This is a genomic window from Methylorubrum aminovorans (genome assembly GCF_022179725.1).
Classification (GTDB): domain Bacteria; phylum Pseudomonadota; class Alphaproteobacteria; order Rhizobiales; family Beijerinckiaceae; genus Methylobacterium; species Methylobacterium aminovorans.
In genome coordinates this window covers 100,112-123,269 of the sequence record NZ_BPRC01000011.1, presented here as the reverse complement: position 1 = coordinate 123,269, position 23,158 = coordinate 100,112, and the positions used below count along the sequence as shown (strand labels likewise).

Below are 23,158 nucleotides of genomic sequence, written 5' to 3'. Positions count from 1 at the left end.
TCAGACCTGCTGCGATGCGCCCTTTCTGGGGATCGACGCACCGATGATGAGCCGTCTCTCGATGCTGACGCTCGGCGGCCGGCGGCGTTTCGACGATCTGAGCGAGCAGGAGATCCTGGCGCTCGCGATCGGCTCGGAGGAGGAGGACGGCCAGATCTACCGGGCCTACGCGGCACGCCTGCGCGCCGATTATCCCCATTCCGCCGCCCTGTTCGACGCGATGGCGGAGGCCGAGGACGAGCACCGCCGCCGCCTGATCGCGCGTTACAAGCAGCGCTTCGGCGATTTCATCATACCGATCCGCCGCGAGCACATCGCCGGCTATTATGCCCGCAAGCCGGTCTGGCTGATGCGAAACCTCGGGCTCGACCGCGTCCGCGAGGAGGCCGCCGCGATGGAGCGGCAGGCGCGCGACTTCTATCTCGCTGCCGCCCGCCGCTCGACCGATGCCGACACGCGGGCCCTGCTCGGCGATCTCGCCGCGGCGGAAAGCGCGCACGAGCGCACGGCCGAGGCGCTGAGCGAGCAGCATCTCGATGGAGCCGGCCGCGACGCGGAGGATGCGGTCGCCCACCGCCAGTTCGTCCTGACCTGGGTCCAGCCGGGGCTCGCCGGACTCATGGACGGCTCGGTCTCGACGCTGGCGCCGATCTTCGCCACCGCGTTCGCCACGCAGAACCCGTGGACGACCTTCCTCGTCGGCCTCTCGGCCTCGATCGGCGCCGGCATCTCGATGGGCTTCACGGAAGCCGCCCACGACGACGGCAAGATCTCCGGGCGCGGCTCGCCGCTCAAGCGCGGCCTCGCCTCCGGCGTGATGACGGCGATCGGCGGCCTCGGCCACGCGCTGCCGTACCTGATCCCGAATTTCTGGCTGGCGACGAGCATCGCCTTCGCGGTGGTCTTCGTCGAGCTCTGGGCCATCGTCTGGATCCAGAACCGCTACATGGAGACGCCCTTCCTGCGGGCGGCCTTCCAGATCGTTCTCGGCGGCGGCCTCGTGCTCGCGACGGGCATCCTCATCGGCGGGACCTGAGGCAGGTCTACCCGCAGGCGATCTGATCGCAGCGCCGCACCGCCGCGATCATCTTTGCCAGAGACTTCACGCCGGGATGGCCGAGCACGCCGGTATTGCCGAGGACGTAGGAGGGCGTCGCGGAAAGCCCGAGATTGGCCGCAACGTTCATGTGCGCGCGCATCGCCTCGCGCACCTCGTCGCTGTCGGCGATCTGTTCGAGTTCGGCGCGCGACACGCCGGCCTTGGCGCTGGTCTTGGCGGCGATGTCCAGCGCCTTGAGCCCGTCGATCTGACCCTTGGTCGACAGCAACTGGCCGTAGAAGGCGAAGGCTGCCGCCGAGCCGAGCTTGCGCTGCACCGCGAGCGAGACCTTGGCGGCCTGGGCCGACATCGGCGACAGGATCGGGTTGTGGACGAGGCCGATCCGCAAGCCCGGATCGCTGCCCGCGAGCGCGGTGACGTCGGCGGCGGCCTTGCGGCACCAGGGGCAGTTGTAGTCGAAGAACTCGTAGAGGGTCACCTCGGCCTCGCGGGGGCCGACATAGGTGACGCCGCGCAACTCCTGGATCTGTCCGGTGATCTCGCCGGGCAGCCGCATGTTGGCCACCGGCCGGCCCTCGTCGTTCTCGACCTTGAAGGTCTGGCCGTAGCTCTGCGCGGCGGCCGGGCCGGCGATGGCGAGGCCGAGCGAGGAGGCGAGGAAGCGGCGGCGGGAGAGGGGCATCGGCAACGGACCAGCGGGTGGTGAGGCGGCCGAGGATAGGGTCAAGAATGGTTTAAGTTCGACTTCCGCGAAGGCCGAGGCTGGAGCGTTGCGATGGGAGAGGCCGATGTGCGTTTCCGTGGCGGATGCCGAGGGTCGGTTACGGGACCTCGTTCGGCGCGCCCAAGCGGGCGAGACCATCGTCCTCACGCGGGAGGGGCAGCCCGTCGCACGTATCGAACCGATCCGGCGTGTGCCGGATCGCCGAGCACGGCGGGCCGTGCTGGACGAGGTTCGGCGTTCCGCCGTCGTGACAGCGCTCGCTGGACCGGACGGTGCCCGCAGCCAGGATTTCCTCTACGGCGAGGACGGATTGCCGCTATGACCGAGTGGTCACCGCGCGAAGGATGAGCAGCGGCCGCTTCCTGTCCTCACCCTCAGCCTGAGATGGCAGCGCGAAACGTCGCTCTCGAAGGATCACCCCGAAATTGCGCGGGATCCGGAAGATCCTTCGAGGCCGCTCCGGCAGCCTCTCAGGATGAGAGGAGCGAAGGGGAGCGGCCGCGCATCCCGATTCTCACGCGGCTTCCGCCGTCGCCGCCCGCTCCCGCGCGAGCTTGGTCACGCTCACCTGATCGATCTTGCCGGTGCCGAGCATCGGCAGCGCCTCGACGACGACCACCTCTGCGGGAATGGCGACGTCGGCCGCACCCCGGCCCTTGGCGTGGCTCTGGTAGGCGGCCCGCGTCGCGCCCTTGGCCTCAGTGAACAGGATCAGGCGCTCGCCCTTGCGGGCATCGGGCACGGCGGCCACCGCGCTCGGCGTGTCGGGCCAGAGTTCGGCGGCGAGCGCCTCGACGCTGGCCAGCGACACCATCTCGCCGGCGATCTTGGCGAAGCGCTTGGCCCGGCCCTTGATCGTGATGAAGCCGTCGGCGTCGAAGGCGACGATGTCGCCGGTGTCGTACCAGCCGTCCGGCGGCGGCTCGAGCACGCCGGGATTCTCCGCGCGCAGATAGCCGAGCATGATGTTGGGGCCGCGCACGGCGAGGCGTCCGCCCTCGTCGATACCGGGCACCGGTTCGAGCCGCGACTCGATCCCCGGCAGCAGCCGGCCGACGGTGCCGAAGCGGTTGAACATCGGCGTGTTGAGGGCAAGCACCGGCCCGCATTCGGTGACGCCGTAGCCCTCCAGGATGCGCAGGCCGAACTTTTCCGCCCAGGTCTTGCGGGTCGCCTGCTTCACCGGCTCGGCGCCGGCCACGACGTAGCGGAGGCTCCGCAGGTCGTAGGAATGGGCCATCTTGGCGTAGCCGGTGAGGAAGGTGTCGGTGCCGAACAGGACCGTGGCGTTGGTGCCGTAGATCAGTTCGGGCACGATCCGGTAGTGCAGCGGCGACGGATAGAGGTAGACCGGTACGCCCGAGATCAGCGGCAGCACCAGCCCCGCCGTCAGCCCGAAGGCGTGGAAGACCGGCAGCACGTTGAACACCTTGTCGCGCGGCCCGAAATCGATGCGGGCGGCGACCTGCGCGGTGTTGGCGAGCATCGCCCGGTTGGCGAGCACCACGCCCTTCGGCGTGCCCTCGCTGCCGGAGGTGAACAGGATCGCCGCCGGGTCGGTCCCTTTCCGCGCGACGAGCGGCTGCCGGGGGCTTAAGAAACAGCGGATCTTGTCGCCCGTGGTGACGCCCGCCCGCACGTCCTCCAGATAGATCAGGCGGATCGTCCCCTGGATGCCCTCGATCAGGGTGCCGAGGCGTCCCTTTTCGATGAAGGCGCGCGAGGTGAGGATGGTGTCGACCTGCGCCGCACGGCAGGCCGAGAGCACCGCGGCGGGGCCGGCGGAGAAGTTGATCATCGCCGGCACGCGGCCGGCGCTGGCGAGCGCGAAGAACGTCACCGCCGCGCCGTTGGCATTGGGCAGCATCAGCCCGACCGGCTTCTTCGCGTCGGGCAGGAGCGCCTGGAGCTTCCGGCCCAGGATGTTGGCGCCCATGACGAGGCGCGCATAGCTCATCGTGCCCGTCACCGGGTCTTCGAGCGCCGTGCGCCGCCAGCCGTGGAGCTGGCCCGCCTCGATCAGGGCGGAGAAGACGCCGCGCTCGATGTCGGCGGTCTCGAAGACGAGGTCCGACATGATGTCGTAGAGCGCGGCACCGGCGGCGCGACGGCGGTTCTTGCCCTTGAGTTCGGGATCGACGTGGAGGCGCACCGGCGGCATGATCGTCACCGTCACCTTCGGCCACCACGCGCGGCGGACCTGATCGCGCTTCAGGCGCGAGAAGATCGTGCGCTCCGGCCCGTCGATCTTCACCGGCACGACCATGGCGCCGGACTTGTCGGCGATGAGTCCCGCGCCGTCATAGACCTTCATCAGGCTACCGGTGACGGTGAGCCGGCCCTCGGGGAAGATGATCAGCGTCTCGCCGCTCTTGACCGCGTTGATCAGCGTGCGGGTGGCGAGCGGGCGCGTCGGGTCGAGCGGCATCGCCTTCGTCACCTTGAGGAACGGCTTCACCCACCAGCGCTGCGCGATGCCGTGATCGATGGCAAAGACCGGCTCCTGGTCGAGGAGCGAGAGTGCCAGCGGCGCGTCGAGGAAGGAGACGTGGTTGAGGGCGATGATCGCGTTCGGGCCCGCCTTCTCGACGTTCTCCAGGCCCTTCACCTCCAGGCGGTAGAAGGCGCGGAACAGGATCGAGAGGGCGTCGCGCAGGGGGTTCGTCGGCAGGGTCACGAGGATCACCGCGCCGACGATCAGGTTGAGCACCGCCACGAGGCCGAGGAGCTGGGCCATGGAAAGCCCTGCACCCTGGAGCACGGCAAGGGCGAGCGTTCCGCCGACCATGAAGGCAGCGGTGAGCACGTTGACCGCGCCGATGACGCGGGCGCGCTTGGCCTTCTCGGTCCAGGCCTGCACTGCGGCAAACGAGGGCACGACGTAGAGCCCACCGGCCACAGCGATCCCGAAGAAGTCGGCGGCGATGCGCAGGCCGTGGCCGCTGGTGATGAAGTCGAGAGCGCCGATCGGCTCGCCGGCCGGCGGGGGCAGGTGCGAGACGGTCCAGGCGAGATCGAGGCCGAACAGGCCCATCAGCACCGCGCCGACCGGCGTCGGCAGCAGCACGATGCGCCCGCTCGCCAGCCAGGAGGCGAGGCCGGAGCCCACCGCGATGCCGACCGAGAAGATCGCGAGCAGGGTGGTGGCGACGATCTCGGTGCCGTTCAGCGTCTGGCGCACCAGCACGGGCAGCAGCGAGAGGATCACGACGCCGACGAGCCAGAACCAGCTCACGATCACCGAGCCGCGCCACAGCCGGGTATCGGCCCACAGGTCGCGCAGGAGTTCGGCAGTGGAGCGGGCGACGTTGCGGTCGACGACGAGGTCCGGGGCGCCCTCGCCGGTGGCGGGGATCATCCGCGCGGCGAGCCAGCACAGAACCGCCATGCCCATCAGCCCGGCACTCAAGCCCAGCGCGTGGCCGCCCATCGCCATGGCGAGCCCGGCGGTGATGGTGCCGAGCAGGATGGCGAGGAAGGTCGCGGCCTCGACGAGCGCGTTGCCGGCCGTCAGTTCCTCGCGCTTCAAGTGGTCGGGCAGGATGCCGTACTTGATCGGCCCGAACAGCGCCGCGATGATGCCGAACAGGCCGAGCGCCCCGAACAGCAGCGGCACCGAGTGCAGCCAGAAGCCGAGCACCGAGAGCAGAGCCGCGAAGATCTCCGCGAATTTCAGCCGCTTGGCGAGCAGCGCCTTGTCGTAGCGGTCGGCCATCTGACCGCCGAGGCCCGAGAGGATGAAGAACGGGCCGATGAACACCGCGCTCGCCAGCGTCACCAGCACCCCGCCCGAACTCTCGCCTTGGGCGCTGACCTGGAACAGGATCAGCAGGGCGAGCGCGTTCTTGAGGAAATTATCGTTGAAGGCGGAGAAGAATTGGCACCAGAACAGCGGCGCGAAGCGTCGCGTCGTCATCAGTGTGCGGAACATCGTGGTCTCTCCCGGCTCCGGGCATGACTGCCTGCCGACGGCTTAGGCGTCAAATCCGCTTTTTGCACGATGTTCAAATTAAACGGGGCCGAAAGCCGCGCAAGCTTGATTTTGAACATCGTGCAATCTAACCCCGATGTCGGGTGCGGGCCCGCACGATGGCGAGTGACTCCCAGCAGCGAGGCATTGAATTGGCGGGAAAGACGCGCGGCACCGGTCCGAGGGGCGAGCACGATCGCGAGGGCTTCATCGCCCTCGTCGCGGGTACGGCGGAGAGCCTCGTGCGCAACGAGGGCTTTCGCGCGCTGGGCATGCGGCGGCTGGCGGCGGCGATCGGCTACGCGCCGAACTCGATCTACAACGCCGTGGGCGATCTCGATCAGGTGGTGCTGCGGGTCAATGCCCGCACGCTCGCTCGCCTGCACGCGGCTCTGGAGGCGGTGATCGATCCGAAACGGGCACCGCGGGACAATGCCCTGGCGCTGGCCGACGCGTACCTCGTCTTCGTCGCCGCCGACCCGCGGGTCTGGAGCCTCCTGTTCGAGCACCTCGCCGCACCGGACCAGCCGTTTCCGCCCTGGTACGCCGCGGCCCTGGCCGAGCCGGTCGGGCTCGTCGACACGGTGCTGGCACCGCTGATCGCCGAACCGGACGAGCGCCGCCGGGCGGTGGCCGCCCTCTGGGCCGCCCTGCACGGGCTCGCCTCGCTCTCGACCTCGCGCAAGCTCGCCGTGCTCACCCCCGACCCACCGCGGGATCTGGCGCGGCTGCTGGTGGGGCGATTTCTCGGGTGATTTTTGCAATCCCGTTGGCAGCCCCGGAATGACGGCGAAGTTGAACTGGATTGCAACCCGGCCCTCTGCGGGGAAGGTTTAGAGCCTTCAGCGGTCCGCAAACCCCGCTATAGAGCCCGCATTCTCACCGCGACCGGACCCTTCGATGACCGCACCCTCCGTCCCGACGCTGCGCCACTTCGAGGCGGTGGCCGAGCGCTACGACCTGATCCTGTGTGACGTGTGGGGCGTGCTGCATGACGGAACGCGCGGCCACGTCGCGGCCGGCGAGGCACTGATCCGCTTCCGGGAGCTGCCCGGCCCGCGGCCGCGCCGGGTCATCCTGGTCTCGAACGCCCCGCGACCCTGGCAGGGCGTGCAGAAAATCCTCGACGGCTACGGCGTTCCGCGGGGGGCCTACGATGCGATCCTCACCTCCGGCGACCTGACCCGGCGGCTGATTGCCGAACATCCGGGCGAGCGGGTGTATCACTTGGGCCCCGAGCGTGACGCGCCGGTCTTCGACGGTCTCGACCTCACTCTGGTCTCGGCCGACGACGCCCAGCGCATCGTCTGCACCGGCCTGTTCGACGATTACACCGAGACGGCGGAAGATTACCGCGAGGCGCTGGCCGAGTTCCGCCAGCGGAACGTGCCGATGATCTGCGCCAACCCCGATCTCGTGGTCGAGCGTGACAAGAAGCTGATCCCCTGCGCCGGCCTGATCGCCCAGGCCTACGAAGCCATCGGCGGGTCGGTCGTCTATGCGGGCAAGCCGTACCGGCCGGTCTACGAAACGGCGCTCGCCATGGCCGGCGAGCTCGATCGTAGGCCTGCGCCCGAGGTGAGCCGCACCGTGGCGGTGGGCGACGCGATCCGCACCGACATCGCGGGCGCGGCCGGTTACGGCATCCCCTCGATCCTGGTCGCCCGCGGCATCCACGCGGAGGAACTCGGCGTGACGGCCGAGCACCACAGCCTCGGCGACATCGCCGAATGGCTCGGCCGCCAACCCGTGCGGCCCGACGCGGTGATCGAGCGTCTGGTCTGGTAGGCGAGGCGGCCCTTACGCAGTCGGATCCTTGCGGAAATGCCTCTCCCCGGTCGCCAACCGGTGACGCGGTTGCTATGGGGGCCGAAATCAAGCTGGATCCGAGACGATGACGAGACCGGAGGCAGGCGGCCCGAGCGGGGCGGAGGCGTTGCGCCATGTGCGGCTGTCGGCGCATTTTTCCGCCTGCGGATACGTGCCCGCCTCACCCCCCGTGCTGCAGCCGGTGGAGCCCTTCCTCGAATTGTCGGGCGAGGACATAAGGCGGCGCATCTTCGTGACGCAGGACGCGACCGGGGCCGAACTCTGCCTGCGTCCGGAATTCACGATTCCCGTCTGCCGCCTGCATCAGGCGACGCGGCCGGGCGAGAGCGCCGATTACAGCTATCTCGGTCCCGTCTTCCGGGTCGCGGCGGGCGAGCCCGACGAGTTCGTGCAGGGCGGCATCGAGTCGATCGGGCGCAGCGACACCCCGGCGGCGGATGCGGAGGTGCTCGGGCTCGCGCTCGAAGGGCTCGACCTGCTCGGGCGCGCCGACGTCGCGGTGCGGCTCGGCGATATGGGCCTGACCCACGCCTTCCTCGACGCGCTCGCCGTGCCGCCGGTCGCCAAGCGCCGGACCTTGCGGGCCATCGCCGCCGGGCGCTCCCTCGACGAAGTCGCCAACGCCGCGCAGACGGAAGATCGCCACGCCGGCCTCCTCGCGGCGATCCAGGGCCAGGATGCGGGCGCCGTTCGCGCCTTCGTCGAGGACGTGCTGTCGATCGCCGGTATCTCGCAGGTCGGCGGGCGCAGCGCCGGGGCCATCGCCGAGCGCTTCCTCGCCAAGGCTTCGGCGCAGGCGCACGGGGGTGCCGGTCTCAATGCGGGCAACCGCGAGCTGATCGAGCGCTACTGCGCGATCTCCGGCGATCCCGACGCCGCGGCGGCGGCGGTGCGGGCGCTCGCCCGCGAGGCGGGGCTGGCCCACGAGGGGCTGGAGGCCGCACTTGCCCTGTTCGAGGAGCGCACCGGCTTCATGGCGGCCCGCGGCCTGGCGGTCGAGCGCTTCCGCTTCAGCGGCGGGTTCGCGCGCAACCTCGACTATTATACCGGCTTCATCTTCGAGGTGACCGGTGCGCGCGGAGGGCCGACGCTGGTCGGCGGCGGTCGCTACGACGGTCTGCTGCAGCAGCTCGGCAGTCCGGTGCCGCTGCCGGCGGTGGGCTGCGCGTTCTGGCTGTCGCGCTGCACCGACGGAAGCGCTGAAGGAGGTGTCGCGTGACCGATTCCCCTCTCGTCCTCGCCGTCCCCTCCAAGGGCCGGCTGCAGGAGAATGCCAGCGCCTTCTTCTCCCGCGCCGGGCTCAAGCTCGTGCAGAAGGCGGGCGGGCGCGAGTATCGCGGCACGCTCGCCGGCCTGCCCGGCGTCGAGGTGCGCTACCTCTCGGCCTCCGAGATCGCCGGCCAGCTCGCCAGCGGCGCCGCCCATCTCGGCGTCACCGGCGAGGATCTGATCCGCGAGATGCTGCCCGACCCGGCCGGCAGCGTCGAGCTGCTGACGCCGCTCGGCTTCGGCCATGCCAGCGTGGTGGTCGCGGTGCCCCAGGCCTGGATCGACGTGCGCGCCATGAGCGACCTCGACGAGGTCGCCAGCGAGATGCGCCTGCGCCAGGGCCGGCGGATGCGCATCGCCACCAAATACGTGAACCTGACGCGCCGTCACTTCGCCGAGGCCGGCATTGCCGATTACCGCATCGTCGAGAGCCTGGGCGCCACCGAGGGCGCGCCGGCGGCGGGCTCGGCGGAGATCATCGTCGACATCACCACCACCGGCACCACGCTCGCGGCCAACGCCCTGAAGGTTCTGGACGACGGGGTGATGCTGCGCTCGGAGGCCAACCTCGTCGCCTCGCTGAAGGCGCCCTGGGGCGAGACGGCGCGGGCCGCCTTACGCACCGTGCTCGGCCGGATCGCGGCCGAGGAACGCGCCCGCACCACCCGCGAAGTGCGCGCCGGCCTGCCCGAGACCGGCGGGATCGATCTGGCGACCCTCGCCGGCCTGCACGAGGCGGAGCTGCCCTACGGCGCCCCGCGCGGCGCCGACGGCGAGATCGTGATGCGCTGTCCCGTGGACGCGGTGTTCGACCTCTCCGACGCCCTGGTCCAGGCCGGGGCGCGGGCGGTGACGGTGCGGCGGATCGATTACGCCTTCGCGGCGGAGAACCCGCTGGCGGAGCGGCTGCTGGCGCGGTTGTAGCGCGTCGTCATCGCGAGCCGAATGGCGAAGCGATCCAGAAGCGCGACCTCTCCGGATCGGGCGGCGCACTGGATCGCTTCGGCTCCGCCTCGCGATGACGATGCGGACTACTGCCCGCCCTGCTTGGCGAATTCCGACAGCACGCCCCGCAGCACCTTGAGCCGTCCCTCGTAGGCCGCCGTCAGGCAGGCGACGTCGGTGCCGCAGGCGCGGCGGTCCTTGAGCCACGCCTCCTGATCGTCCTGCATCTTGGTGCGGTTGCCCATCGGCAGCAGGTCTTTGAGGATGTCGAAGCGCACCGCCATCTCGACGTCGAGATCGTTGAGAGCACGGGTGTCGCAGACCGTCTTCTCGTCCGGCGTCTCGGCCTTGGCGCAGGGAAAGCTGGCCGCCGCCGCAGGGGAGGCCGCGGCGAGGCTCAAGGCGAGGGCGAGAAACGGGGTACGCATCGGACAGGCTCCATCGCGGGCTACGGCCACGCTTTGTCCTTCCAACGGCCCGTTCCCGTCCCGGTGCCCGCCTCTGCGAAAAAGAATCAGCTCCAGGGCTTCACGATCGCGAGGATGACGATGCCGATCATCAGGAGCGTCGGAACCTCGTTGATGACCCGGTAGAAGCGCTGGCTCCGGGTGTTGCGGTCGGCGGCGAAGTCCTTGACCGTGCGGGCGAGGAAGCCGTGCACGCCGCTCATCGCCAGCACCAGGGCGAACTTCGCGTGCAGCCAGGGCGCGGCGTAGTAGCCGCTCTGCCACGCGAGCCAGAGCCCGAGGATCCACGTGACGATCATGGCCGGCGTCATGATCGCCTTGAGCAGGCGCCGCTCCATGACCTTGAAGGTCTCGGACTGCACGCGCGAGCCGGCGGGAAGCGCCGCATGATAGACGAACAGGCGCGGCAGGTAGAGCATCGCCGCCATCCAGGCGATCACCGCGATGACGTGGAAGGCCTTGATCCAGGGGTACAGGGTCTCGAGCACCGGCTGAGAAACTCCTCGATACGCAACGCGAAAAGAACGGTCAGCGGCCGGCCCGGAGCCGGGTCAGCATCTGCTCGACATGGGCGATCGGCGTCTGCGGGGTGATGCCGTGGCCGAGGTTGAAGATGTGCGGCAGGCCCGCCGTCGCCTCCAGGATGGCGTCCACGGCCGCGTCCAGGGCCCGCCCACCCTCGATCAGCGTCTCGGGGTGGAGGTTGCCCTGCGTCACCGTCGAGGCCGGCACACGGGCCCGCATGGCCGCGAGATCGACCCCCCAATCGACACCGACGGCACTGGCGCCGGTCTCGGGCACGACCCGGGCATGGCCTTCGAGCCCCGATCCCTTGGCGAAGACGATGATCTTGGCGTCCGGCACCTGCGCGCGGATGCCCTGGACCATCCGCGCGATCGGCCCGAGCGAGAAGCGCTTGAGCGCATCGCCGTCGGAGGAGTCCGGCAGCACGCCGGCTTTTTGCTCAAGAGCCGGCAGCACGCCGGCATGCGACTCGAAGATCTGCACCGCGTCGGCGCCGGCGCGGAGCTGTCGCACGAGATACTCGGTCTGGACGGCGACAAGCCGGTCGAGCAGCGCGTCGAGCAGCGCCGGGTCGGAGACCGCCAGCGCGCGGGCCGGGGCGAGATCCACCGTGCCGCGCCCACCGATCATGTAGCTCGCCACGGTCCAGGGCGCGCCGCAGAAGCCGAGTAGCGTGGTCTCGTTCGGGAGGGCACCCCGAATGCGCTCCACCGCCTCGAAGACGGGCGCCAGATGCGAGAAGATCGCCGGGTCGCCGGCCTCGCGCAGCCGCTCGAACTGCGCCCTTCCCTGCAGCGCGTCGAGGCGCGGGCCCTCGCCCTCGACGAAGCGCACGTCCTGGCCGAGCGCGTGGGGCACCACGAGGATGTCGGAGAACAGGATCGACGCCTCGAAGCCGAAGCGGCGGATCGGCTGGAGCGTCACCTCGGTGGCGAAGGCCGGATTGTAGCAGAGGTCGAGGAAGGAGCCGGCCTCCGCCCGCGTCGCCCGATATTCCGGCAGGTAGCGGCCGGCTTGGCGCATCATCCAGGCCGGGGGCGGGGAGATCGCCTCCCCCGACATCACCCGCAGCACCGGCCTGTCCGCCGTCCTTGCCTCCGCCATGCCTGAAGCCCGCATCCTGCCTGGTTGCCGTTCGGGGGAGTCCGGAGAGGTCGCGACCGCGCCATCCCCACCCCGGCCCTACTCAAAGAAAGAGAGATTCTAGAATCTCTGTTTTTTCTCTTGGACGTTGGATCGTGATGCCGCAAGCGCGTCCACAGGCCCTCCCCACAGCCGCGGCGTTAATCGCCTCTTAACGGATTGGATCTAATGTCCACGATAGGCCAAGCTCAGCAGAGGCTTGCGTGGGCCTGCCTGCCCTGATGGCCGCCTCGGTCCCGGATTCTCCCAATCCGGCGACTCCAACATGTGCTCGCGGTCGGCATGTTGAGGGCGGAGTCGACGGTTTTCGGGACAACCCGCCGTCGCGTGTCCAAAGGGCTGGATTGTCCCCACTTGTCGACTCCCTGGACGCGCCCTGGGGACCACGTGGGGGTGGCCCCGTTCCAAACCTCTGAAAACACAGCGGAATGCGTGGAGATGGGGCGGCTTTGACCGGTGGCGTCGGGCCGCTGGATCGCTCTCGCCGAGCCGCGCGATGACGGAGCGTGCCGCCTCGATCCTCATCAAGGCTCAGGGACGCGATCCAGGCACCGCGGCGACCGCCTATTCATCCGCGCGCCGCCGGTGCCTCCACGGCGGCCCGGCAATTCGGCATCGCCTTGGCGCGAAAAAATGCTCTAAGCATCCCCAGGGGCGGCCAAGTCGTCCCTGTGACCGACGCGTCATGGCAGAGACGGGCCGACGATGAGCCGCAGCTACTTCCATCTCCACCTCGTCTCGGATTCCACCGGCGAGACGCTGATCAATGTCGGGCGTGCCGCGGCGGTGCAGTACGAGGGCATCTCGGCGATCGAGCATGTCTACCCGCTGGTGCGCTCGGGCGCGCAGCTCGAACGGGTGATCTCCGAGATCAAGGCGGCGCCGGGCCTCGTGCTCTACACGCTGGTCGGCCACGAGCTGATCGAGCGCCTGGAGGAGGCCTGCCGCGAGACCGGATCGCCGACGCTCAACGTGCTCCAGCCGGTGCACGCGCTGCTGCGCTCCTATCTCGGCGCGACCTCGACCGAGCGACCGGGCGCGCAGCACATGCTCAACGCCGAGTATTTCAAGCGCATCGACGCGATGAACTTCACGCTCGCCCACGACGACGGGGCGCTGCCCGACGACCTCGACGAGGCCGACGTGCTGCTGATCGGCGTCAGCCGCACCTCGAAGACCCCGACCTCGATCTATCTTGCCAATCGCGGGCTCAAGACCGCCAATCTCCCCCTCGTCCCGTCGATGCCGCTGCCGCCGAGCTTCGAGCGGGCGAGGAAGGTGCTGATCGTCGGCTTGATCGCCAGTCCGGAGCGGATCGTGCAGATCCGCCAGAACCGCCTGCTGAGCCTCAAGGCCGACGAGAATTCGGCCTATGTCGATCGGGAATCGGTGGCCGACGAGATCGCCGCCTCGCGCCGGCTCTGCGCCAAGTACCGCTGGCCGACCATCGACGTGACCCGCCGCTCGATCGAGGAGACGGCTGCCGCGATCCTCGACCTCTACCGCGAGCACCGCCTCAAGTTCATCGCGACCTGAAGGCGCATGGAACCGACCCTGGCAGCACCGCCCATCGTCGAGTTGCGGACGGCGGTCGAGGCAGGTCACGGCAGCGTGACCGATCTCAGCCTCTCCCGACGTGCCTCGATCCGGCCGCCCGACTTCCTGATCGGGCAGGTCACCCCCCTGCTGCTGCGGCAGTATTTCGGGCAGAGCGTCGAGCTCGGCACCAGCCTCTACCGCATTGGGCCGGCGGCGGTGACGGCGGCGGGACACATCCTGATCGATGGCGCGCTCGCTTGGTCGTACCAGCTCGGCGTGACGCCCGAGGACGCCGCGAACGCGACTCGCGAGATCGCGCGGCTCTGGACGAGCCTGAGCCGGCGCCGGATCGAGGGCGAGGTCGTGCTGCTCGCCGGCGCCGGGCATCTGCTCTACGGGCACTGGCTGGTCGATTTCCTACCTAAACTCGTCCTGCTCGAGGAGGCCGGCTACGACATTCGCCGCCAGAGATATCTCCTGCCTGCCGACACCCCGGCCTTCGCGCGGCAATGGCTTCGGCTGCTGGGAATCGCCGACGATCAGATCATTGTCTACGACAGGCTGGCAGAACTCGTCGAATGTCGGGTTCTGGTCGTGCCGACGCTGCTACGCTTCCTGGGCCGGGCCTCGCCGACCATGGGACGGGTCCGCGATTTCCTGCTCAGCCGCCTGCCGGGCGGACGCAACCGGTCAGGGCCGTGCTTCCCCTGGCCCTTCGCGGCGCGTCGCCGACAGCCAGAACGGCGCAAGCTGCTCGTCGCGCGCTCTATCAATCCCGGCACGCTCGGCCGGCGCCATCTCGTGGAACGGGAGATGTTCGAGGCCAAGGCGCAAGCGCGCGGCTTCAGCATCGTCCGGCCGGAGTCGATGGGCATCGGCGAACAGGTCGCGCTGTTCCGGACGGCCGGCACGATCTGCGGCGAGTACGGATCGGGCCTGCACAACACGCTCTTCGTGCCGTTCGGCGCACGGATCCTGTCCCTGCAGGAGGGCGGCCAGAACACCGGCTTCCTGCAAAGCTCCCTCGACCACGCCCTCGGACACGAGAGCGGCTACGTGGTGGGTACCGCCTGCGGGCTTAACGGCCGCTTCTCGATCGCGTCTGAGGACATTGACATGGGCCTCGACTGGCTCGAAGGCCTTCTTTGAGGGGCGCGCGGCCCGCCGCCGTCGCCGGCGGACGAGGCGCGCAGGATCTTCCACCAATGCCAGATGCGGATGTGAGCTGGCTCTCCGGTGGGCGGCCTAGCCGCTTCCGGCTCCGCCCTCTGTGGCGCCGATGGCGTCGCAGCGAGCCGGTGCCGGCGGTCGAAGGCGAAAACGACGCGATCGCCTTCTACGAGGAACTGTTCGCATCGGTGCGCCTGAAACCGATCGTCGTCGTCGTTCTAGTCGATGAGGGCTGGCAAGACGTCGCCGTGTGGCACGACTTCTTCCCGCAGGCCCGGATCATCGCGGTTCGCCGCGCCGTGCCGGAGCCCGCGCCCGAGCGCTTCACAACCCGCCTGCACGTCGAGACCGGTGACCACGCCGATCCGGCCTTCCTCGAAGACCTCGCCACCCGGCTCGCCTTCTCCTCGGCGCCCGCCGTCATCGCCGATCACCGCGCCCGCGCAAGCCGGGGCCACGTCGCATGCCTGCGCGCCCTCTATGGGCAACTCGCGCCAGGCGGCATCTACCTCATCGCGGACCTCTCCCTCGGCAGCGATCCGGAGCCATACCGCTTCGTCGAGGGCGTGGCCCGCCGCCTGCTCGGGGAACCGGCGCGGAAGACGGACGACGGAGCGGCCGAGACCATCCTCGCCGAAACCGATCACGTCCGCGTCCGGGATCGGGGCTGTGTCCTCAAGAAGCATCGCCGCGCGATCCGGCGGCTGCGTCTCGCCGACGCCCGCGATCTGTCCGATCCGCCCGCACGCAGCTTCGGCCGGCCGTCCTACCGCCGCGGCGTGCCGCGGATCGTCGGTGCGCCGGACTGGGTCGCCGCGATCGTCGCCGAACACGCCGACGAGGCCGTGGTGCCGCCCGAATCCCTGGTCTGCACCCTCCGCGACGCCGTGGTGTTCCGCTCCGGGATGATCCGGTGCGGCGAGCATCTGGTTCGTGAGAGCCTGACCAACATCCCGCCCGGTGAGCAGAACGAGAGCTTGCGCTTCCACGCGGACGGCACGGCCCATGTCGAGATTGCGAATCCCAAGACGGCCGGCCCCGAGGCGGCGCCCCTGCACGTCGACGAGACGACGGTCCTGCTCACCCAGGAATGGGACGAGAACTACGGCCACTGGATCGTCGAGGGCCTGCCGAGGATCGTGCAGGCGGGCGAGACCGTCGATCTGCGCCGCGTCCGGGTGGTGCTCAACGATCATCCGGGAATGCGGACGGTCTATCTCGACTCGCTCGCGCCCTTTGGGATCGCCCCTGAACAGGCGATCTGGCTCGGCCGGCGCGAGGTACGGTTCCGCGAACTGGTCTACCCGACGCCGGTGACGGTCCAGCCCTGGGTGAAGTCGCCCCTCATCCTGAAGGCCGCCGCCCGGCTCCGGACGGCGATGGGTGACGGCGATGGCCCGGCTCGCCTCTACGTCAGCCGCAACCGCTGGGGCCGTCGGCGGCTGATCAACGAGGCCGAGGTCGAGGCGTTGCTCGCCGAGCGGGGCTATCGCACCGTGCATCCCGAAACGCTGAGCTTTCGCGATCAGGTCGCCCTGTTCGCGGGAGCGGAACGGGTGGTCGGCGCGATGGGGGCGGCGCTCGCCAACATCCTGTTCGCGCCCGACGGCCTGCGCCTCCTCGCCATGACCAACCGAGACATGATCGATGATTTCTTCTTCGATCTGACGAGCCTCAAGGGTGGAGGTTACCACGCCCTGCACGGGACCAGCGACCGGCCGGGCCTCGGTATGCAGTCCGATTTCACGATCTGCCCCACCCAACTGAAGCAGTGCCTCGATGACTGGGATTTCTGATCTGCCCGTCGATCTCCCGGGCTCCTCCCTCTGGCGCGCCCCGGCGCCCCTCCTTCTCGCCTCGGCGAGCGCCACCCGGCGCGACCTCCTGACGGGCGCCGGCCTGCCGGTAGAGACGGCGCCCGCGCGGATCGACGAGCGCGCGCTGGAGGCCGAGGGCGGCGAGATTGTCCCGGTGGACCTGGCGCGGCGTCTTGCCCGTGCCAAGGCGGCGGAGGTGGCCGCCCGCCATCCCGGCCGCGTCGTGATCGGCGCCGACCAAGTGCTCGAATGCGAGGGCCGGATCTTCCACAAGCCCGCCGATCTCAAGGCCGCGCACGCCCATCTCGCCCGGCTCCAGGGCCGGACCCACCAGCTTCATTCGGCGGTGGCGATCCTGCGCGACGGCAGGGCGGAGGACTTCGCGGAGACGGCGCGGCTGACTATGCGCCCCCTCGATGCGGAGGCCATCGACGCCTATCTGCGGCTCGCGGGCGTCGCGGTGACGACCTCGGTCGGCGCCTACCAGCTCGAGGGGCTCGGCATCCACCTGTTCGAGCGGGTCGAGGGCGACCATTCGACCATCCTCGGCCTGCCGCTTACACCTCTCCTCGCGCGGCTGCGGGGCATGGGCCTGCTGGCGTTCTGACACGGCGAGGGACGATGGACGACCATCGGCAGGGTGAGCGGCAAGGTCATCAGCACGATCACGCCCATTCGGATCACGGCCACGATCAGGCCGGGCACAGCCATGCCCACGCTTACGGACATGGGGGGCATGCTCACACCCCCAAAAATTTCGGGCCGGCCTTCGCGATCGGCATCGCGCTGAATCTCGGCTTCGTCGGGGTCGAGGCGTTCTACGGCTGGCTGTCGAACTCGATGGCACTGGTGGCCGATGCCGGCCACAACCTCTCCGACGTGCTCGGCCTCGTCGCCGCCTGGATCGCCGCGGTGCTGGTCAAGCGCGCGCCCTCGGCCCGCTTCACCTACGGCCTGCGCGGTTCCTCGATCCTCGCCGCCCTGTTCAACGCAGTGGTGCTTCTGGTCGCCACCGGCGGCATCATCGTCGAGGCGGTGCAGCGCTTCCTCGAACCGGCGCCGGTCGCCGGCACCACGGTGATGGTGGTGGCCGGGATCGGCATCGGCATCAATGGCTTCACCGCCTGGCTGTTCGCCAACGGCGCGAAGGGCGACATCAACATCCGCGGCGCCTACCTGCACATGGTCGCCGATGCGGCGGTCTCGGCCGGCGTGGTGCTCGCGGGCCTCGTCATCCTCGCCACCGGCTTCGATTGGCTCGACCCGCTGGTGAGCCTCGTCATCGCCGCGCTCATCATCGCCGCGACCTGGGGCCTGCTGCGCGACAGTGTGGCGATGTCGCTCGCCGCGGTGCCGCCGGGCATCGACCCGGAGGCGGTGCGGGCCTACCTCGCCGCTCGCCCCGGCGTGCGCGGACTGCACGACCTGCACATCTGGCCGATGAGCACCACCGAGCCGGCGCTCACCGCCCATCTCGTCGTGGCGGGCGAGGCGAACCATCCGCACTTCCTCAAGGAGACCGCGGACGAATTGCGGGTGCGCTTCGGGATCGGCCACGCCACCCTTCAGATCGAGATCGAGGGGCAGACCGCCTGCACGCTGCCGAAGGGCTGCGCCGCGTGATGTCCCTCGACGTTTTCGGCAGGATTTCATGACCCTCAGGGCCTTCGTCGTCGGCCACCCGATCCGGCATTCCCGCTCGCCGCTGATCCACGGCCACTGGCTCGCCGAGCACGGGCTCGACGGCACTTACGAGCGCATCGACGTGGCGCCCGACGCCTTCGAGGCGTTTGTCCGCGGGCTGCCCGGTTCGGGCTTTGCCGGCGGCAACGTCACCATCCCGCACAAGGAGGCGGCCTACCGCCTCGCGGATTCGCTGACACCGCGTGCGCAAAGAATCGGGGCAGTGAACACGCTGATCGTCGAGGGCGACCGCGTGCGCGGCGACAACACCGATGCGCCGGGCTTCATCGCCCATCTCGATCAGAGCCTCGGTGAGAGCTGGGCCGAGCGTACCGGCGGGACCGCCCTCGTGCTCGGCGCGGGCGGCGCGGCGCGGGCCATCGTCGTCGGTCTGGTAGAGCGGGGGCTCTCGGTCCGCGTCGCCAACCGCAGCCCCGAGCGGGCGCGGGCGCTGGCCGAATTCGACCCCGATCACGTCGCGGCGCTGGCCTGGGAGGCCGTGCCGGAGGCGCTCGCCGAGACCGGGCTCCTCGTCAACACGACCTCGCTCGGCATGGCCGGGCATCCGCCGCTCGCGCTCGACCTCGCCCCGCTCCCGGACCGCGCGGCGGTGGCCGACATCGTCTACGTGCCGCTTGAGACGCCGCTTCTGGCCGCGGCGCGGGCGCGGGGGCTCGCGGCGGTCGACGGGCTCGGCATGCTGCTGCACCAGGCGGTGCCGGGCTTTGCCGCGTGGTTCGGCCTGCGCCCGGCGGTGACGCCGGCCCTGCGCCAAAAGATCGTCGCGGACCTTGCCGCGGCATGAGCGCGACCGATCCACCCCGCCGCCCCGTGGTGCTCGGCCTCACCGGCTCGATCGGCATGGGCAAATCGGCCACCGCGGCGATGTTTTCCGCCCGCGGCGTCCCGGTCCACGATTCGGACGCGGCGGTCCACGCCCTCTACGGGCCGGGCGGCGCCGCAGCGCGGGCGATCGGAGATGCCTTTCCCGGCACCCTGACGCCGGAGGGCGGCGTCAACCGGCCGGCGCTGCGCGCGGCGGTGCTCGGAAATTCCGAACAGCTCGCGCGGCTGGAGGCGATCGTGCATCCGCTGGTCCGCGACGAGAGCCGCGCCTTCCTGGCTCGCCACGCGGACGCGCCGCTCGTCGTCCTCGACATCCCGCTCCTGTTCGAGACCGGGGCCGAGGCCCGCTGCGACGCCGTCCTCGTCGTCACCGCGCCGCTGGAGGTTCAGCGAGCCCGCGTGCTCGCCCGCCCCGGCATGACCGAGGCCGCGTTCGAGGCGATCCGCGCCAAGCAGATGCCGGATGCCGAGAAGCGGGCGCGGGCGGATTTCGTGATCGACACGAGCCGCGGGTTCGACCACGCGGAAGCCGAGGTGGGGCGGATCGTCTCGCAATTGACAACCCAAACCATCCCTTCCGCATGAGAAGGCTTCAGGAGGAGCCAAGCGTGGCTTTATTTTAACAGCCCTTTAACCCGATTGATGCAAACTCCGCGCTAAAGGGCTTTTTAAGGCTGTTTTGCAAAAATCGTCTCCAATTTGTTGGGAGATGATTCGCTATGTCGAAGCGCCTTGAGGCGATGCGAGCCAATCCGAAGGCTGGATGGACCATCGCGGACGTGAAAGCGGTTTGCTCAGAGTTCAATATCGATTGCCGATCCGCTCGTGGCGGTGGTTCGCACTTTGGGGTGGGTCACCCGACACAACGCGAGAAGTTGACCATTCCCGCGAAGAGACCCATCAAACCCATCTACATCCGCGACCTCGTTCGGTTCATCGACAGAGTTAGAGACGCTCCATGAACGAACTCACCTATCCGGTCGTGATCACCCCACTCACCGCCGACGATGGCGGCGGGTTTGCTGCCACGGTGCCCGACCTGCCCGGATGCATGTCCGATGGGGACACCCCGGAGGAGGCGCTTCGGAACGTGCGCGAGGCGATCGATGCTTGGATCGAGATGGCACGCGAACTCGGCCATGGAATCCCGGAGCCCACGCACACGCCCTTACGCGCCGTCGGTTGATCCAGCGCCGTTCGTGGCATCCGCTGCATTGAAGGTTGTTCATCAGGATCGGCCCGAACCGCGGTGAGCCGCTCCTCATCTGACATGGCACCGTATCAGCTCCAGCCCTGCTCAGACCCGTCAGGCCTTGTCGTCATGATCGTCCGCCCTTGCTGCGGCTGAGTAGGGTTGCGCTCTGAGAGGTAGCTCGAAGCCTTGCCTGCCTCGGTAACGCTTTCCGATGACAATGGCCCATCGCACTCTTCCCGCCGGCCACGGAACCAAAAACATGCTGCGCGAGATCGTCCTCGATACCGAGACCACCGGTACGGACGCCAAGAACGGCGACCGGCTGATCGAGATCGGCTGCGTCGAGCTGATCAACCACGTCCAGACCGGTAAATTCTATCACCAGCTCATCAACCCGCAGCGGGCGGTGTCCGAGGGGGCGTTCGCGGTCCACGGCATCTCGGATGCCATGCTCGCCGACAAGCCGGTCTTCGCCGATGTGGTCGATGCCTTCGTCGCCTTCTGCGGCGATGCGCGGCTGGTGATCCACAACGCGCCCTTCGACGTCGGCTTCCTCAACATGGAGTTCGCTAAGCTCGGGCCCGCCGCACCGAAGCCGATTCCGCTGGAGGACGTGGTCGATACCCTGCTGCTCGCCCGCCGCAAGCATCCGGGCGCGGCCAACAACCTCGATGCCCTGTGCAACCGCTACGGCGTCGACACCACCCGCCGGGTCAAGCACGGCGCGCTGCTCGACGCGCAGATCCTGGCCGAGGTCTACGTCGAACTCTTGGGAGGCAAGCAGACCAGCCTGGGGCTCAGCATCGCCGAACCCGCCGGAAGCGTGACGGTCGCGGCCTTGCCTGATTCGGGCTCTGTCGGACCCCGGCCGATACGCAGCCGGCTCACCGAAGCGGAGCGCCTGCGGCATGGCAGCTTTGTCGAGAGCCTCGGAACAAACGCCGTCTGGCGGGAATACTTGGAGCCGTGAGGCGGCGTTCTGCCGTTACGCCTCGCTAAGTCGCTCTTCGAACGCGCGCTTCCGCGTTGGATCGTCCGACGGTTCGCCAAGGACGATCGCCGACATCCATCGAAGCCGACGCCCCCCCTCTTGCTGCAATGCAAAAAATTTTACCTTGCGATGCAGCATGAGCGTTCCCATACCATCCCTGTGGATGGCGCGGGGATGAGCGCGATGATGGATGGGATGCAGGCGAGCCGGCCCGAAGCCCCGATCGTGGTGCGGAGCGGGGCGAGATCCGGCGACCATGAGAAGATCACGGTCAATCTCGGCTTCGTCGATCTCGGGCATGTCGATCTGCTCGTCGCGGAAGGCGTCTACGCCAACCGCAGCGACTTCATCCGCACGGCGGTCCGCAACCAGATCGAGCGGCACGCCGACATTACCCGTCAATCGGTCGCCCGCAACCCGATCGAAGTCGGCCTGCGCCGCTACGGCCGGGCCGAACTGGAGACGGCGCGGGCGATGGGGACACGGCTCGACATCCGCGTCCTCGGCCTCGCCGTCATCGCCGACGACGTTCCCGCCGACCTCGCCAGCGTCGCGATCGCCTCGATCGAAGTGCTCGGCAGCCTCCAGGCCAGTCCCGCCGTGAAGCGGGCCCTGGCCGATCGCCTGCTCTGACCCCGGACAACCATGAATCCGGACACCTCTCTCCCCTCGTGACCCGCTGCGCTCGCGCGCGCCCGTCGCCGACCCGGAAAGCGAGACCCGCATGACCGAACGTCACAACGCCTTCTTCACCGATATGGCAGAGGCCACCCGCCTGACTCAGGCCGGACGGCTCGGCGAGGCGACGGCCCTGATCCAGCGCAGCCTCGGCGCCGCAGGCTTGCCGTCCGAGAGGCCGCAACCGACCGATCCGTCGGCGGCTCCCCACGCTCTCCCGCGGCTCGAAGGCCCGGCGGGCCGGCTCGATGCGGAGACGGATGCGACGCACGCGGCGCCGATCCCGGAGCGGCTGCGCGGAAGCATCGACCAGATGATGCAGAGCCTGCGCACGCTGGCCCCCTCTATGCGGGAGCTGGTGGGCGGCGGCCGGCACACACCCGGAGCCGACGGCCTCGAATCCGAGGGCGTCGAGCCGGAGGGCGGCCAGTTCGTCGCGCGCAGCTTCTCCAACGCGGCGGGCGCGCGGGACTACAAGCTGTTCATCCCGAGCCCGCGAAGCGGACGGCGCCCGCTCGTGGTGATGCTGCATGGCTGCACCCAGTCGCCGGACGATTTCGCGGCGGGCACGCGCATGAACGTGCTCGCCGAGGAGGAGGGGATCTACGTCGTCTATCCCCGCCAATCGAGCCGGGCCAACGCGCAAAGGTGCTGGAATTGGTTCGAGCCCGGCGACCAGGGCCGGGAATCGGGCGAGGCCGGCATCATCGCCGGGCTGGTCCGCGCGGTCTGCGCCGAGCACCCGATCGACCGCTCGCGCATCTACATCGCCGGGCTCTCGGCGGGCGGGGCGGCGGCGGCCAACATCGCCCGGGCCTATCCCGATCTGTTCGCCGGGCTCGGCGTGCATTCGGGGCTCGCGGCGGGCTGTGCCCGCGACCTGCCCTCGGCGCTCTCCGCGATGCGGGTCGGTGCGCCCGGCGCGGCCGAGCCCGGCGGGGCCGCCGGCTTCGGCGCAGGCTCGGTGACGCAGGCCCTGCGGGTGCCGACCATCGTCTTCCACGGCGAGGGCGACGGCACCGTCCATCCCCGCAACGCCGAGGCCGTTCTGGCGCAGGCCGGCGTCGAAGCGCTGACGCCGAAGCGGGAGAGCGGGAACGGGGGCGGCCACAGCTACACCCGCACCCGCTACGCCGACGAGGCGGGCCGGGTACAGGTCGAGGCGTGGTCGGTGCAGGGCGCGGGCCACGCTTGGTCGGGCGGCAGCCCGGCGGGCAGCTACACCGACGCGAACGGACCGGATGCCTCGCGGGCGATGCTCGACTTCTTCCTGAGCCACCGCCTGCCGGGCGCGCAGGGGTAACCC

22 protein-coding genes are annotated in these 23,158 nt (G+C 69.5%); 17 read left to right on the top strand and 5 right to left on the bottom strand.

Annotated features, from left to right (window positions below; all coding sequences use genetic code 11):
* The first annotated feature begins 43 nt into the window (after positions 1-43).
* Complete coding sequence (gene mbfA / locus MFF24_RS16350; RefSeq protein ID WP_238225634.1) at positions 44-1,036, top strand: iron exporter MbfA; 993 nt, start codon at positions 44-46, stop codon at positions 1,034-1,036.
* A 7-nt stretch (positions 1,037-1,043) separates the two neighbouring features.
* Here mbfA and MFF24_RS16345 read toward each other — a convergent pair whose 3' ends face one another.
* Complete coding sequence (locus MFF24_RS16345; protein WP_238225632.1) at positions 1,044-1,742, bottom strand: DsbA family protein; 699 nt, start codon at positions 1,740-1,742, stop codon at positions 1,044-1,046.
* 106 nt (positions 1,743-1,848) lie between these two features.
* On the opposite strand from MFF24_RS16345, the gene MFF24_RS16340 reads away from it, so the two are divergent.
* On the top strand, positions 1,849-2,106 hold the full coding sequence (locus tag MFF24_RS16340; RefSeq protein WP_238225630.1) for a type II toxin-antitoxin system Phd/YefM family antitoxin: 258 nt from the start codon (positions 1,849-1,851) through the stop codon (positions 2,104-2,106).
* 192 nt (positions 2,107-2,298) lie between these two features.
* Here MFF24_RS16340 and MFF24_RS16335 read toward each other — a convergent pair whose 3' ends face one another.
* On the bottom strand, positions 2,299-5,715 hold the full coding sequence (locus tag MFF24_RS16335; protein WP_238225628.1) for an acyl-[ACP]--phospholipid O-acyltransferase: 3,417 nt from the start codon (positions 5,713-5,715) through the stop codon (positions 2,299-2,301).
* A 281-nt stretch (positions 5,716-5,996) separates the two neighbouring features.
* Here MFF24_RS16335 and MFF24_RS16330 point away from each other — a divergent pair, with 281 nt between their 5' ends.
* From MFF24_RS16330 to hisG, 4 genes are all read left to right on the top strand, one after another.
* A complete protein-coding gene (locus tag MFF24_RS16330) occupies positions 5,997-6,509 on the top strand; it encodes a TetR/AcrR family transcriptional regulator (RefSeq protein WP_166061382.1) in 513 nt (170 codons plus the stop codon).
* Positions 6,510-6,654: 145 nt separating this feature from the next.
* Positions 6,655-7,542 (top strand): TIGR01459 family HAD-type hydrolase, encoded by an 888-nt coding sequence (locus tag MFF24_RS16325; protein WP_238225626.1) that lies wholly within the window; start codon positions 6,655-6,657, stop codon positions 7,540-7,542.
* Positions 7,543-7,648: 106 nt separating this feature from the next.
* Positions 7,649-8,803 (top strand): ATP phosphoribosyltransferase regulatory subunit, encoded by a 1,155-nt coding sequence (locus MFF24_RS16320; protein ID WP_133087984.1) that lies wholly within the window; start codon positions 7,649-7,651, stop codon positions 8,801-8,803.
* Entirely contained in the window at positions 8,800-9,777 is a 978-nt protein-coding gene (hisG, locus tag MFF24_RS16315; RefSeq protein WP_238225625.1) for an ATP phosphoribosyltransferase, read from the top strand. The genes MFF24_RS16320 and hisG overlap by 4 nt, the downstream gene beginning before the upstream one ends.
* Positions 9,778-9,884: 107 nt before the next feature.
* Here the strand turns inward: hisG and MFF24_RS16310 are convergent, their stop codons facing one another.
* The 3 genes from MFF24_RS16310 to hemE all read right to left on the bottom strand — a co-directional run bounded on the left by MFF24_RS16310 (position 9,885) and on the right by hemE (position 11,894).
* Positions 9,885-10,226 carry a lysozyme inhibitor LprI family protein gene (locus MFF24_RS16310; RefSeq protein WP_133087982.1) on the bottom strand — a complete coding sequence of 114 codons (342 nt, stop codon included), beginning with the start codon at positions 10,224-10,226 and terminating at the stop codon, positions 9,885-9,887.
* 86 nt (positions 10,227-10,312) lie between these two features.
* Complete coding sequence (gene hemJ, locus MFF24_RS16305; RefSeq protein ID WP_133087981.1) at positions 10,313-10,753, bottom strand: protoporphyrinogen oxidase HemJ; 441 nt, start codon at positions 10,751-10,753, stop codon at positions 10,313-10,315.
* A gap of 40 nt (positions 10,754-10,793) precedes the next feature.
* Positions 10,794-11,894 carry a uroporphyrinogen decarboxylase gene (gene hemE / locus MFF24_RS16300; protein WP_238225622.1) on the bottom strand — a complete coding sequence of 367 codons (1,101 nt, stop codon included), beginning with the start codon at positions 11,892-11,894 and terminating at the stop codon, positions 10,794-10,796.
* A gap of 744 nt (positions 11,895-12,638) precedes the next feature.
* On the opposite strand from hemE, the gene MFF24_RS16295 reads away from it, so the two are divergent.
* The 11 genes from MFF24_RS16295 (at position 12,639) to MFF24_RS16245 (ending at position 23,155) form a co-directional block, all read left to right on the top strand.
* Positions 12,639-13,469, top strand: a complete 831-nt coding sequence (locus MFF24_RS16295) for a pyruvate, water dikinase regulatory protein (protein ID WP_108939478.1) — start codon at positions 12,639-12,641, stop codon at positions 13,467-13,469.
* 6 nt (positions 13,470-13,475) lie between these two features.
* Entirely contained in the window at positions 13,476-14,621 is a 1,146-nt protein-coding gene (locus tag MFF24_RS16290) for a glycosyltransferase family 61 protein (RefSeq protein ID WP_238225620.1), read from the top strand.
* 149 nt (positions 14,622-14,770) lie between these two features.
* Positions 14,771-16,438, top strand: coding sequence for a glycosyltransferase family 61 protein (locus MFF24_RS16285; RefSeq protein ID WP_238225618.1), 1,668 nt, complete (start codon positions 14,771-14,773; stop codon positions 16,436-16,438).
* Positions 16,422-17,066, top strand: coding sequence for a Maf family protein (locus MFF24_RS16280; RefSeq protein ID WP_238225616.1), 645 nt, complete (start codon positions 16,422-16,424; stop codon positions 17,064-17,066). The genes MFF24_RS16285 and MFF24_RS16280 overlap by 17 nt, the downstream gene beginning before the upstream one ends.
* A 14-nt stretch (positions 17,067-17,080) precedes the next feature.
* Positions 17,081-18,082: a cation diffusion facilitator family transporter gene (locus tag MFF24_RS16275; protein ID WP_238225614.1), complete on the top strand. Its 1,002-nt coding sequence runs from the start codon at positions 17,081-17,083 to the stop codon at positions 18,080-18,082.
* 28 nt (positions 18,083-18,110) lie between these two features.
* Positions 18,111-18,947, top strand: a complete 837-nt coding sequence (locus tag MFF24_RS16270) for a shikimate dehydrogenase (protein ID WP_238225611.1) — start codon at positions 18,111-18,113, stop codon at positions 18,945-18,947.
* Positions 18,944-19,573 (top strand): dephospho-CoA kinase, encoded by a 630-nt coding sequence (gene coaE, locus MFF24_RS16265; protein ID WP_238225609.1) that lies wholly within the window; start codon positions 18,944-18,946, stop codon positions 19,571-19,573. The genes MFF24_RS16270 and coaE overlap by 4 nt, the downstream gene beginning before the upstream one ends.
* A 373-nt stretch (positions 19,574-19,946) precedes the next feature.
* Positions 19,947-20,174: a type II toxin-antitoxin system HicB family antitoxin gene (locus tag MFF24_RS16260; RefSeq protein ID WP_166058915.1), complete on the top strand. Its 228-nt coding sequence runs from the start codon at positions 19,947-19,949 to the stop codon at positions 20,172-20,174.
* A 268-nt stretch (positions 20,175-20,442) separates the two neighbouring features.
* On the top strand, positions 20,443-21,153 hold the full coding sequence (dnaQ, locus tag MFF24_RS16255) for a DNA polymerase III subunit epsilon (protein ID WP_238225607.1): 711 nt from the start codon (positions 20,443-20,445) through the stop codon (positions 21,151-21,153).
* Between the two features lie 204 nt (positions 21,154-21,357).
* On the top strand, positions 21,358-21,807 hold the full coding sequence (locus MFF24_RS16250; RefSeq protein WP_238225726.1) for a ribbon-helix-helix domain-containing protein: 450 nt from the start codon (positions 21,358-21,360) through the stop codon (positions 21,805-21,807).
* Between the two features lie 91 nt (positions 21,808-21,898).
* Positions 21,899-23,155 carry an extracellular catalytic domain type 1 short-chain-length polyhydroxyalkanoate depolymerase gene (locus tag MFF24_RS16245; protein WP_238225605.1) on the top strand — a complete coding sequence of 419 codons (1,257 nt, stop codon included), beginning with the start codon at positions 21,899-21,901 and terminating at the stop codon, positions 23,153-23,155.
* Positions 23,156-23,158 lie beyond the last annotated feature (3 nt).